Annotated in this window: 11 protein-coding genes; 4 read left to right on the forward strand and 7 right to left on the reverse strand. The window is 71.8% G+C overall.

The features are described 5' to 3' along the window. Positions 1-41: 41 nt before the first annotated feature. Positions 42-503, reverse strand: coding sequence for a universal stress protein (locus tag ACWFR3_RS27910; RefSeq protein ID WP_453737389.1), 462 nt, complete (start codon positions 501-503; stop codon positions 42-44). A 125-nt stretch (positions 504-628) separates the two neighbouring features. On the opposite strand from ACWFR3_RS27910, the gene lysX reads away from it, so the two are divergent. Then, a complete protein-coding gene (gene lysX / locus ACWFR3_RS27915) occupies positions 629-3928 on the forward strand; it encodes a bifunctional lysylphosphatidylglycerol synthetase/lysine--tRNA ligase LysX (RefSeq protein ID WP_453737390.1) in 3300 nt (1099 codons plus the stop codon). 96 nt (positions 3929-4024) lie between these two features. Next, the gene (locus ACWFR3_RS27920; RefSeq protein ID WP_453737391.1) at positions 4025-4873 is read left to right on the forward strand and encodes a polysaccharide deacetylase family protein; all 849 of its coding nucleotides are present in this window, start codon (positions 4025-4027) and stop codon (positions 4871-4873) included. A 60-nt stretch (positions 4874-4933) separates the two neighbouring features. On the opposite strand, the gene ACWFR3_RS27925 is transcribed toward ACWFR3_RS27920, so the two are convergent. Then, complete coding sequence (locus ACWFR3_RS27925) at positions 4934-5590, reverse strand: class F sortase (protein WP_453737392.1); 657 nt, start codon at positions 5588-5590, stop codon at positions 4934-4936. Positions 5591-5940: 350 nt separating this feature from the next. Here ACWFR3_RS27925 and ACWFR3_RS27930 point away from each other — a divergent pair, with 350 nt between their 5' ends. Continuing rightward, positions 5941-6444 (forward strand): hypothetical protein, encoded by a 504-nt coding sequence (locus tag ACWFR3_RS27930; protein ID WP_453737417.1) that lies wholly within the window; start codon positions 5941-5943, stop codon positions 6442-6444. Positions 6445-6649: 205 nt separating this feature from the next. Here the strand turns inward: ACWFR3_RS27930 and ACWFR3_RS27935 are convergent, their stop codons facing one another. From ACWFR3_RS27935 to ACWFR3_RS27945, 3 genes are all read right to left on the reverse strand, one after another. After that, positions 6650-7204, reverse strand: coding sequence for a hypothetical protein (locus ACWFR3_RS27935; RefSeq protein WP_453737393.1), 555 nt, complete (start codon positions 7202-7204; stop codon positions 6650-6652). Positions 7205-8291: 1087 nt separating this feature from the next. After that, positions 8292-8510 (reverse strand): hypothetical protein, encoded by a 219-nt coding sequence (locus tag ACWFR3_RS27940; RefSeq protein ID WP_453737394.1) that lies wholly within the window; start codon positions 8508-8510, stop codon positions 8292-8294. A 41-nt stretch (positions 8511-8551) separates the two neighbouring features. After that, positions 8552-9304, reverse strand: coding sequence for a nucleotidyltransferase domain-containing protein (locus ACWFR3_RS27945; RefSeq protein ID WP_453737395.1), 753 nt, complete (start codon positions 9302-9304; stop codon positions 8552-8554). 111 nt (positions 9305-9415) lie between these two features. Here ACWFR3_RS27945 and ACWFR3_RS27950 point away from each other — a divergent pair, with 111 nt between their 5' ends. After that, entirely contained in the window at positions 9416-10057 is a 642-nt protein-coding gene (locus ACWFR3_RS27950) for an HAD family hydrolase (RefSeq protein WP_453737396.1), read from the forward strand. Between the two features lie 53 nt (positions 10058-10110). Here the strand turns inward: ACWFR3_RS27950 and ACWFR3_RS27955 are convergent, their stop codons facing one another. Continuing rightward, a complete protein-coding gene (locus tag ACWFR3_RS27955; protein ID WP_453737397.1) occupies positions 10111-10875 on the reverse strand; it encodes a bestrophin-like domain in 765 nt (254 codons plus the stop codon). A gap of 14 nt (positions 10876-10889) precedes the next feature. Next, positions 10890-11465 carry a hypothetical protein gene (locus tag ACWFR3_RS27960; RefSeq protein ID WP_453737398.1) on the reverse strand — a complete coding sequence of 192 codons (576 nt, stop codon included), beginning with the start codon at positions 11463-11465 and terminating at the stop codon, positions 10890-10892. Positions 11466-11509 lie beyond the last annotated feature (44 nt).

Below are 11509 nucleotides of genomic sequence, written 5' to 3' on the forward strand. Positions count from 1 at the left end.
GTCTGGCCGCCGGGGGTTACGGCACCACGGTGACGGGCGGGTTACGGCACCACGGTGACCGGCCAGCGGCCCGCCTTGACCAGGCGTACCGCGACCGAGCCGACGATCCGGTGTCCTGCCTGCTCGGAGGCGCCGACGACCACGGCGTCGGCCTTGAGGTCGTCGGCCGCGGTGACCAGGCCGCTGTAGGGGTCGCCGCGGAAGGTGTGGAACTCCCAGCGCACGTCGAATATGTCCTTCACCCGCTCGGCCGCGTCTCTGATCTCCGTGATCAGTGACTCGGCGATCTCGTCGGTCGTGTCGGCCACCGGGGCGCCGAGTGCGGCGCCCGCGGCCATCACCGGCTGGACATAGACGACGGCGAGCAGCGCGTGCTGCCGCCGCGCCAGGCCTCCGGCATATGCCGCGGCCCGGAGCGACGAGGAGGACCCGTCGACACCGACGACGATCACCTTGGGGCCGTCGGTACCGCGTTCGAACTGGTGGGAGTGGTCTTCAGTCACGCCGAGAGGCTATCGGAGCCGCCGCGGCACCTCCGGTGCGGGCGGACGTCCCCCGGCGGGACGTCCCGCCGGGGTCGGCAGGGCTTCGGCGAGCGACGCGGCCCGACCCTTTCTAGGGTCGATCCATGAGCACCAGCGTGGAGAGCGCCGCCGCACCACAGCGGCACGCGAAGAACCGCTTCCTGGGACACGTGCCGGAAGGCTTCGCCACCTTCTTCGGCGTCCTGGGCCTCTTCTGCGCGATCCTCGCGATCATCGGACCGTTGCGCCGCCTCCTGCGCCCGGTGGTCCGCGTCCTGGACCTCCTCACGGTCCCGGTGAGCCCGAACCTGGCCTACGCCGTCTTCCTCTTCCTTCTCGCCGCGGCCACGGCGGCCCGCAAGAAGGTCGCGTGGTGGCTGGTCGTCATCTATCTGGGGATCCTCCTCGCCTTCGACGTGCTGGGCATCGCCCTGGGGTTCTGGGCGGACTCGCTCCCTTCCCTGATCGTCTGCTCCGTCGCCCTCGTCCTCCTGGTCATGGCCCGCAAGGAGTTCTCGGCGGACTCCCGCCGCGGCGCCGTCCGGCGTGCCGTCCTCGTACTCGTCGCGGGCCTCGCCGCGGCGGTCCTGCTCGGCTGGGGTCTCGTCGCGCTCTTCCCCGGTACGCTGCCGCGCGGCCAGGCCCTGCTGTGGGCGGCGGACCGCGTCTGCGGCGGGCTCTTCACCGGCGGCGACTACTTCGACGGCAGGCCCCCGCGCGCCTTGCACTTCTGGCTCGGCCTCTTCGGCGCCCTCGCCCTCCTGAACGCCGCCGCGACCCTCTTCCGCTCCCAGCGCATGGAAGCCGCCCTGCACGGCGACGAGGAACCCCGCATCCGCGCGCTCCTGGGCACGTACGGCGCTCAGGACTCGCTCGGCTACTTCGCAACCCGGCGCGACAAGGCAGTGGTCTTCTCGCCCAGCGGCAAGGCCGCCGTCACCTACCGCGTCGAGGCGGGCGTCTGCCTGGCCAGCGGCGACCCCGTCGGCGACCGCGAGGCCTGGCCGCACGCGATCGGCGCCTGGCTGGACGTGGCCCGGCAGTACGCCTGGGCCCCGGCCGTGATGGGCGCCTCCGAGGAGGGCGCCACCGCATACGCACGCTGCGGGCTCGGCGCGCTGCAACTCGGCGACGAGGCGATCCTGCACGTGGCGGACTTCGACCTGGACGGGCGCGACATGCGCGTCACGCGGCAGGCCGTGAACCGTGTCCGCCGCACCGGCGCCACCACCCGTATCCGCCGCCACTCCACCCTCACCGACGAGGAGATGGAGGAGATCATCGACAAGGCGGACGCCTGGCGGGACACCGAGACCGAGCGCGGCTTCTCGATGGCCCTCGACCGCCTCGGCGACCCCGAGGACGGCGACTGTCTGCTCGTCGAGGCCCTGGACGCCGACGGCAGGCTCATCGCTCTGCTCTCCCTCGTCCCCTGGGGCAAGGACGGCATTTCCCTGGACCTGATGCGCCGCGACCGGGCGACCGCGCCCAACGGCGTCATGGAGTTCATGGTCGCCGAGCTCTGCGCGGGCGCGGGCAAGTCCGGGGTGCGCCGCATCTCCCTGAACTTCGCCGTGTTCCGCTCGGTCTTCGAGGAGGGCGCCCGCATCGGGGCCGGGCCCGTCCTGCGCCTGTGGCGCAAGTTGCTCCTCTTCTTCTCCAAGTGGTGGCAGCTCGAAGCCCTCTACCGCTCCAACGCCAAGTACCACCCCGAGTGGTATCCCCGCTTCATCTGTTACGGAGATGCCGGAGCCCTCGCCCGGATCAGCCTGGCGTCGGGCATCGCCGAGGGCTTCGTCTCCGTACCCTCGCTGCGCAAGCTCTGGGGCAAGGGCCGCGGATCCAAGGGCGTCACCAAGCCGGCCAGCACGGCGGGACTCCCGCCGATCTCCGCCCTCGGCCTCGCGGGCCACGGGGACGGCGCGGACGCCGACCCGCTCACCGGGCTCCCCGACCAGGTCCGCATCCGCCACCGCAAGCTCGACCGGCTGCGCGCCGACGGCGTCGACCCTTATCCGGTGGGCCTCCCGCCGCGCACCCATACCCTCGCCGAGGTGCTGCCCGCCCTGACGGGGGAGCAGGTCACGGTCGCGGGGCGCGTCATGCTCGTACGCGACTTCGGCGGGGTCGTCTTCGCCGTCCTGCGCGACTGGTCGGGGGACCGGCAACTGGCCCTGACACGCGACAGGTCGGGGCCCGGAGTCCTGGACCGCTTCGCCTCCGGCACCGACATCGGCGACCACATCACCGCCACCGGCACGGTCGGCACCAGTGACAAGGGCGAGCTCACCGTCTTCGTCACCGCCTGGCAGCTCACCGGCAAGTGCCTGCGCCCGCTGCCCGACAAGCGGCGCGGCCTCGCCGATCCCGAGGCCAAGGTCCGCCGCCGCTACCTCGACCTGGTGGCGAGCCCCGGGGCCCGCGACGTCGTCAGGGCCCGCTCCACCGCCGTACAGGCCCTGAGGCAGGGGCTGCTCGACCGCGGCTACCTCGAAGTCGAGACGCCGATGCTCCAGCAGATCCACGGCGGCGCCAACGCCCGCCCCTTCACCACGCACATCAACGCCTACGACCTCGACCTCTATCTGCGCATCGCGCCCGAGCTGTATCTGAAGCGGCTCTGCGTCGGCGGCATGGAGAAGGTCTTCGAGATGGGCCGCACCTTCCGCAACGAAGGCGTGAGCTACAAGCACAACCCCGAGTTCACGATGCTGGAGGCCTACCAGGCGTTCGCCGACTACGACGTCATGCTCGACCTCACCCGCGAACTCATCCAGGGCGCCGCCACCGCCGCCTTCGGCGCACCCGTCGCCCGCAAGGCCGACGCGGACGGGCGTCTGACCGAGCACGACATCTCCGGACCGTGGCCGGTCAAGACGGTCTACGGCGCGATCTCCGAGGCGCTCGGCGAGGAAGTCGACGCGGCCACCCCGCTGCCGCGCCTGCACCGGCTCTGCGATCGCGCGGACGTCCCGTACAAGCCCGACGACGGCCGCGGTGACGTCGTGCTCGAAATGTACGAGCGCCTCGTCGAGGAGAAGACGAAGCTGCCCACCTTCTACAAGGACTTCCCGACCGACGTCTCACCCCTGACCCGCCAGCACCGCACCGACCCGCGCCTCGCCGAGCGCTGGGACCTGGTCGCCTTCGGCACCGAACTGGGCACGGCCTACTCGGAGTTGACCGACCCCGTCGAGCAGCGCCGCCGCCTCACCGCGCAGTCTCTGCTCGCCGCCGGGGGAGACCCGGAGGCGATGGAGCTGGACGAGGACTTCCTCGACGCCCTGGAGTACGCGATGCCGCCCACCGGCGGCCTCGGCATCGGCGTCGACCGCCTCGTCATGTTCCTCACCGGTCTGACGATCCGGGAGACGCTGCCCTTCCCGCTCGTGCGCCGCCGCTGATCCCGCTCCCGTTCGTGCTGGTCCCATCGGGTGCTTTCGCGGGGTGCCGTGGTGTTGATGATCCGCGCCGGGCTTCCGCCATGCGACGGATTAGTCATGAAAAAGGATCAGATGACTCCAGGGCGTCGCGCGCTTCTGCGCGCCGCCGCTGTCTTCGGTCTGGCCGCGACCGCAGGATGCGCGGGCACGGAACGGCCGGGCACGCCGGGCCCCACGGCCACCGGCGGCGGTGCGGCGGCCGGCGGTCCGCCCGCCGCACGCGCCCTCAAGCCCTCCGCCTACCGCCTCCAGCCCATGGCGGGCAACGGCCCGCCGCACGCCCCGCGCCGCATGCCCCGCGTCCGTAAAGAGCCGATCCTGCGCCTGGACGGGCAGGACCGCACCATGGTCCTGACCTTCGACGACGGACCCGACCCCCGCTACACACCGGGCATCCTGCAGACGCTGCGCCGCCACGACGTCCGCGCGATGTTCTTCGTCTGCGGCGAGATGGCCGTCGACAACCAGGACCTGCTGCGCGAGATGGCCGACGACGGGCATCTGATCGGCAACCACACCTGGTCCCATCCGCTCCTGCCGAAGATGAGCCGGAGCGCGATGCGCGCGGAGATCGAGCGCACCTGCCAGGTCGTCGAGGACGCCGTGGGCGAACCCCCGGCCTGGTTCCGCGCGCCCTATGGGGCCTGGAACCGCAACGCCTTCCAGCTGGGCGCCGAGATGGGCATGGAACCGCTCGCCTGGACCGTCGACACCCTGGACTGGACCGAACCGGGCACCCGCACGATCATCCGACGCGTACGGGCGGGTGCGGCCCCCGGTGTCGTCGTACTCTCGCACGACGCGGGCGGCAACCGTTCCCAGAGCGTCGACGCGCTGCGGACCTATCTCCCCGAACTCCTCGATTCGGGCTACCGCATCACCGTGCCGAGCCGCTACGGAATGTAGCGGGAATCCAGGACGGGCACGTCGCCCGCCCGGTGCCGTGTTCCCTCGGCGTATTCGCCGTCAGCGCACATCCACCAGGCGGGCGAACACCACGACGTTCCCGTCGTATCCGGCACGCTTGGAGAATCCGCCGCCGCAAGTGATGACGCGGAGTTCCGGAGTTCCCTTGTCGCCGTAGACACGTTCTCCCGGGAAATTGTCCTTCTCGAAGACTTCGATTCCGTAGATCTCGAAAACCGCGGTCTTACGGTCCCTGCGCAGGACTTCGACGCGGTTTCCCTTCTTCAGCGAACCCAGACCGTAGAAGACGGCGGGCCCCTGTTCGTTGTCGACATGGCCGACGAGTACGGACGTGCCTTTCTCACCCGGCGAGACGGCTCCGGTGAACCAGCCCGCGAGGTTGGGGTCCTCCGGGGGCGGGGCGTCCACCCAGCCCTCGTCGTCGAGCCCGACGGGCATGACGGGTGCCTCCACCTGGATGCCCTTGATCCCCACACGCGCGGCGGGGGAGAAGGTCAGCGGCGCGACACCCTGCCCCGCCCCGTCGGGCGCCTGGTCCGCCGCGGCGGCCGACGCCGGCTGGGGCGGACCCACGTCGAATTCCCCTGAGCCATTCCGGATCAGCGCGAGGCCGGTCAGCAGAACGAGCGCGAGAACGCCCCACGGCGCGCGCTTCCTCTGCTGCTCCTCTTCATCGGCCGGCTGGGACGAAGGCATTTACTGATCCCCTCTCAACGCGGCACTGGAACCGCGTCCGTTGCGCGTACAAGAACGCTAAGCGCGGCGCGCGCGGCGGGCGACAGAGCGGGAGCGAACGGGTGGCGGCCATACCGGGCATGAGCCATCCGAGTCGCGGCCCGCAGGAAATTTCTGACGGTCCGTGACCTGCGGCAATATCCGCAGTTGCGTTCGCGCCCCGGCGTGTCGCCTCACCAGGACGGCCGATCGCCGAAATGCGGGCCTGTGCCCCGCATCTGAGGGTCTGTTTGGGAGGCGCTCTCGCCGATCGACCGGGGACGGTTACCCCGGGGCGTCTTCCGCGGAGGATTCACATGCGTACTACCCGTATGCGCACCACCCGTGCCCTCGCGGTCGCAGCCACCGCGAGTGCCGTCGTCGGCCTCGCCGCCCCGACGGCAGCGGCCTGGGCCGATCCGTCCAACATCGTCGCCATGCCGAGCGTCATCCCCCGCGGGGGCCAGCTGACGGTCACGGTCGACGGCTCGGCCTGCCAGGCCGTCGGCAGCAAGGTCACGTCGGACGCCTTCCCCGACACCAAGCTGAAGACCATGGGCGGCGGCACGGCCAGCGCGAACACCACGATCCACCACCATGCATCGCCGGGGGCCCACAGCATCACCGTGCACTGCGGCAACAGCGCGCCCCTGACCAAGCCCAACGCGTTCACCGTCATCCACGGTGGTGTCCGCGGTGGTCTGGGCGGCAGCAGCAACATCGGGGCGACCAGCACCGACATGGCGATCGGCGGGGTCCTCGTGGCGGCCGCGGTGGTCGGTGGCGGGGTGTTCTGGATGCGCCGCCGCTCGGAGAACGCGGGCCGCGGCATCTGACCGCAGGCCTGATACCGGCACGCCCTCCCCGGCCGGCCCGTCACTCGCACGCCGGGCCATCGAACGACGGGTGTGCGCAGTTTTGCCCGCTCCGACCGGCGCGTCCCCCCTTCCGCGCCGGACCGGCGGCGGTTCGCGCCCGCCCGCATGCCGCTGCCCGGTCGCCGCTGTGTTCAGCGGGCGACCGGGCAGTGCGGCGGGTGGGTCAGGACTTGCCGTCCCCGGTACGGCGGCGCGTCCAGTAGTACGCCGTGCCGAGCGTGCCCGCGATCAGGGCGCCGCCGAGAGCGATCTCGTGCAGGTCGAAGCCGCCGAGACTGCCGCCGACGCCGGCTTTGACCCCTCGGTGGGCGCCGGTCGGGTGCGAGGTGGGGTGGTGAGTGGGGTGCGAGGTCGGGCGCCCCGTGGCGATGGTGAGGTCCGTGGTCCCCGTCTCGCCCTTGCAGTCGAAGGTCACCTCGTACATCGCGCCGGGCTTGGCGTCGGGGAAGACCATCGCGGAGACGGACTGCTGCCCCTTGGGGATATGGGCGTCGTCGAAGACACCGGACGTCACTTTGGCGTCGCCCTCGCAGCCGTCCACGCTGAGCGTGACCTGGCCGCCGGCGGCGATCGTGGACGGGGTGACGCGGAAGCCGAACGAAGTGATGTTGTTGTTCGTCTCGGTGTCGTCCGCGACGGCCGCGGAAGCTGTGGAGGCGGAGAGAGTCAGGGCGGTGGCGGCGAGAAGAGTGGCCGACGCGACGGATATCGCGCGCATGATGTTTCCTCCGGGTCCCCGAGGAGCAGCCGCGGACCTTCTTCCGCTTTCACCAGATATGCGCCTCGATGCCGGAAACGCTAAGTAGGGACCCCCGCGCCCGCGATCGCAGCCGCGCGAACGGGGCAACGGTGTAGGCCGCACGGGGGAACGGCGCGGGGTGTCGAAGCGCGGCTGGGAGGGGGCGGGGGCGGCACGTGCTAGGGGCAGGGGCGCGAGCGCGAGCACCGCCCGGCGCGACATCGGGACCGCCACGGTGCGGCTGCCTCCCTGCCCCCTGCGGGGACACCGCCCTCCCGAGCGGCTGCCGCGCTGCAGGTGCCAGGGGACGGGGTACAGCACGGGCACTGCCCGGACCGGCAGGCCGGCACGGAGCAGCCACCTCCCGCACGGTTCGGAAGCCGCACGCGGGGGTCTCTCCTGGACGGGACACGGCGTGGGGTGCTGTCCGGCGCCATACCCAAGTGGGCGGGTCGGCCTTGTGCGACTGCCTGCCGCAATGGTCGGGAGGAGCCACTCGCCGCTCGCCTCTCCTGGCTCGCTGCTGCCGTGGCGCAGGTGTGTGGGGGCGGAGACTCGGCTCGCCTGCTGCCCGTTGCCCTGCCCGTTGCCCTGTCCGGATGGTCAGGTCGGCCCCGTACGGCTGCCGTCTTCCAGGGGCTGCTCGCCGCCTGGCTCCCTGTCCGCCGCTGTCGCTGCCGTTGCACAGATGCCGGCCCCGGCTCGGGGGAGTACCCCGCGCCGTATCCGGGGCAGTGGGTCGGCACTGTGCGGCCGCCTTCCGCTCGCTGGGCGCCTCTGCCGGCTGGCTCCCCTGTCCGCCGCTGTCGCTGCCGTTGCACAGATGCCGGCCCCGGCTCGGGGGAGCACCCCGCGCCATATCCGGGGCAGTCGGTCGGCACTGAGCGGCCGACCTGCGCTCGCCGGGCGCCTCTGCCGACAGGCCCCGGCTGCTGCGGCCCCGGTCGGCTTGCCGCCGAAGGGCTTCGCCGTACGGCCGGGACCTTTGGGCCGGGCGGGGGCAACTCACGTCTCCCGCCCGTGAGTCCGGTGCGGACGCCAGGGGGGAAGGCGCCCCCGGAGAGGCTCACGCACCCGTTGCCCACACATGTGCCCCGCTGCCCCGCCACTCCACGAGGTGGGGGTCGTCCAGGGCTATGTCGGCGTCGCCCAGGCCCGCGCGGCGCAGGAACTCCACCAGGTCGCGGTCGTCGCGTGCGACGCCGACGGGCTGCCCGCGCACGGTCACGCGCCGTCCGCCGTCGGGAGCGGGCGGGTGGACGATGATGGGTGTCTGCCAGGTCATGCCACCAGAGTGCGCCGCGCGGAGCCGCCGCGCAGCACGGTTTACGGACCTGTGTGCGAAGCCGGGGCAGCGGATGAGGGGTAACCGGTACGCCGGTATCCATCCCACAGCCGCCCGCCGGACGGCGCCAGCACCTCGTCCACCAGCGCGACAAGGCGTGCCGGCCTGCCCTCCAGGGCCTCCCGCACCATGCACTCCAGCTCGGCGGAGAACCCCGGCCGCACCTCGTCCACGCGCCGCGCAAGCCACTTCCCGCCGCCCAGCCACGTCCCCGTACGCAGGAGGATCAACTCGCAGGTCCGGCGGGCGATCTCCGTGACGATGAAAAGCCGCTCGCCCGCGTGAGCGCAGCCCGCGAGGTCGTCGAGGAGGTCGGTGAGGCCGTAGCGCCGGTCCTCCAGTTCGTCCGGTGTCACCACGGGCGGCCCCGCCGCCGTCAAACGCCGGGCCTCGTCCCGCAGTCGGGCGCCGGTTCCGTCCCGGTCCAGGATCACGACTCCCTCGGCGCACATCGAGAGCATCGACGACCGCCGCCGCGGAATCTCCTTGCGCACGAACCACCACCAGCTGGCCTCGGTGTGCACGAACAGCTCGACCGGCCACGCGCCGAACCGCAGGCTGGTCCTGGACGGCTCCCGCTCACCGGCGAGCAGCACCACGACGTCCAGGTCGGAGTGCGGCGTGCGCCGAGCGGTCACCGAGCTCCCGCCGAGAATCGCCGCCACCGCGTCGGGGTACCACTCCTCGACCAACTCCCGTGCGACCCGGGTGGGTTCCTCGCAATCGATTCCCATGGCTCCACTCTGACGCAGAGCGCTCCCACGGAAGACGGCGGACACGTAAACCCCCTGACAGGCGCGGGTCAGGCAGCCCGTGGAGCCCGGTGGACCCATAGGCTGAGCCCGATGATTGAGACCGTCGTGTTCGCCGTAGGGGAGACCCTCACCAAAGATGACCGCTACTGGGCATCCTGGGCCGATTGGCTCGGCGTGCCCCGTCACACCGTCTCCGCGCTCGTGGGAGGTGTCGTCACGCGGGGCCGCGACAACACAGAAGCGCTGCGGCTGCTGAGCCCGGACATAGATGTCGCCGCCGCCCACCACGCCCGCGAGGTCGCAGGGCGCGGTGAGCACCTCGCCGAGACCGACCTGTACCCCGATGTGCGTCCCGCTCTCGGCGGGCTGCGCAAACAGGGGCTGCGCGTGGTCATCGCGGGCAACCAGACGGCTCGCGTGGGTGAGCTGCTGCGCCGCCTCGACCTGCCCGCCGATCTCGTCGTCACCTCGGGGGAGTGGGGCGTGGCGAAGCCGGAACCGTCGTTCTTCGCCAGGGTGATCGAGGCGGCTCAGGCCGAGCCGGAGCGGACGCTGTACGTCGGCGATCACCCCGCGAACGACATCTTCCCGGCGAAGGCGGCGGGACTCAGGGCGGCGCACATCCGGCGCGGCCCCTGGGGCCACTGGTGGGCCGACGATCCGAGCGTCGTCGAGGCCGCGGACTGGCGGATCGAATCGCTCACCCAGGTCGCCTCGATCATCGGTGATTGACCATCAGAAGGGCTGCCCCGCAACAGTTTTGAGTGCGGGGCGGCCCTCATGCCTCAGCTGCCCAGGTTGTCGAAGAGCGCGCGGAACGGTTCCGGCGTGGCCGCGACCCCTCGGCTGTAGGGGGCGTCGAAGTCCCAGATGAGGAAGAGCAGGAACGCGATCAAGGCCGAGAACAGCCCCGCGAGGATGAGTTCGCGCGGGGTGCGGCGGATCTGCAGCATGAAGATCATGCCGATGGTGACGAGACCCCCGGTGATCAGGCCGAACCAGACGACCCCCGGCATGGTGGCCCCCGCGCTGTCGCCACGGGAGTTGCGCGCGTCGGAGGCTGCCGCGACCGCGTCGACGAGTGGCTGGTAAGCCTGCGCCTCGAAGTCGGACTTGGGCTGGTAGTCGGTGACGTCGTGGCGTACCCGGGTGAGGAGCTCGGCCCCGCGGTCGGTGAGTTCGCCGCGGTCGGCCATGGAGTCCCACTCGGTGGTGACGACATGGCTGACATAAGCGTGTACATCCGTGCGAATACGTTCGCGGACCTCGGTCGGATAGACCCGCGCCCGCTCGGAAACTTCGTGCAACGCCTGGGCCTCGGCGTGCACATGGTCCTGGGCGACGCTGCGGGCCTCCCAGACGCCGGCGATGGCCAGACCAAGGACGATGGCATACACGACGCCGATCATCATGGTCATGTACTCGATGACGTCCGGGGTCTCCGAAGCGTCGAAATCCGGGCTGGTCCTGCGGTGCCGCAGGAAGGTGACGATCAGGACGACGCCGCACGCGGCCGCCATCGCGAGGGTGAGAACAAGCCATTCCGACATGGGACCTCCGACGGTCAGCGAGGCCGCAGTGCGGCGACGGCGAGCACCGCGGGCGCGGTGACGAGCAGGGTGAGCGAGACCAGGGACGGGCCGCTGCGGGGCGGCGGATTGCGCGGAGCGGCGCGATACGAGGGGTAACTCACCGGAGCCGGGGCGGCCTTGGGAGCAGGGGCGGGCTTCGGTTTGGGGCTGGGTGACGGAGGCGGTGGCGGCGGGGGCGGCGCGGGCGGCGCGGGCTCGGCAAGGGTCGGACGCGCGGGCGGCGGCGGCGGTGGCGGGGGTGGCGGCTCGGGCGCCGGTGGCTCAGGGCGTGGCGGCGGGGCCGGAGCGGGCGGTGGTGGTGGCGGTGGCGGGGGCGGCGGCGGAGGCTTGGGGCGGTGTGTGGGACTTGCCCTGCAGACCACGCCGTCGCCGGCGACCGCCACCGAGTCACCGCCGGGAGCGTCACCGATCGAGGCGTAGGCGCAGTTGTCGGCGGGCGCGGTGGCCGGCGCCGCGGCAGCCGCGGGCGAGCCGAGCAGCCAGGCCAGCACCAGAGCCGCGGATAAGCGTGTGACCAGGCCGGATGGGGCCTTCGTGGATCCATGCACGTCAAGGATCATGGGCAGCATGTCGCGCTGCCACGCCGCCGCGG

This window comes from Streptomyces sp. NPDC055189, assembly GCF_053606765.1.

Excerpts from the sequence above, each read along its gene's own strand:
- ACWFR3_RS27920 (WP_453737391.1), top strand. The coding sequence starts at position 4,025 with ATGAAAAAGGATCAGATGACTCCAGGGCGTCGCGCGCTTCTGCGCGCC.
- ACWFR3_RS27950 (WP_453737396.1), top strand. The coding sequence starts at position 9,416 with ATGATTGAGACCGTCGTGTTCGCCGTAGGGGAGACCCTCACCAAAGAT.
- ACWFR3_RS27955 (WP_453737397.1), bottom strand. The coding sequence starts at position 10,875 with ATGTCGGAATGGCTTGTTCTCACCCTCGCGATGGCGGCCGCGTGCGGC.
- ACWFR3_RS27925 (WP_453737392.1), bottom strand. The coding sequence starts at position 5,590 with ATGCCTTCGTCCCAGCCGGCCGATGAAGAGGAGCAGCAGAGGAAGCGC.
- ACWFR3_RS27930 (WP_453737417.1), top strand. The coding sequence starts at position 5,941 with ATGCGCACCACCCGTGCCCTCGCGGTCGCAGCCACCGCGAGTGCCGTC.
- ACWFR3_RS27940 (WP_453737394.1), bottom strand. The coding sequence starts at position 8,510 with ATGACCTGGCAGACACCCATCATCGTCCACCCGCCCGCTCCCGACGGC.
- ACWFR3_RS27945 (WP_453737395.1), bottom strand. The coding sequence starts at position 9,304 with ATGGGAATCGATTGCGAGGAACCCACCCGGGTCGCACGGGAGTTGGTC.
- ACWFR3_RS27935 (WP_453737393.1), bottom strand. The coding sequence starts at position 7,204 with ATGCGCGCGATATCCGTCGCGTCGGCCACTCTTCTCGCCGCCACCGCC.
- lysX (WP_453737390.1), top strand. The coding sequence starts at position 629 with ATGAGCACCAGCGTGGAGAGCGCCGCCGCACCACAGCGGCACGCGAAG.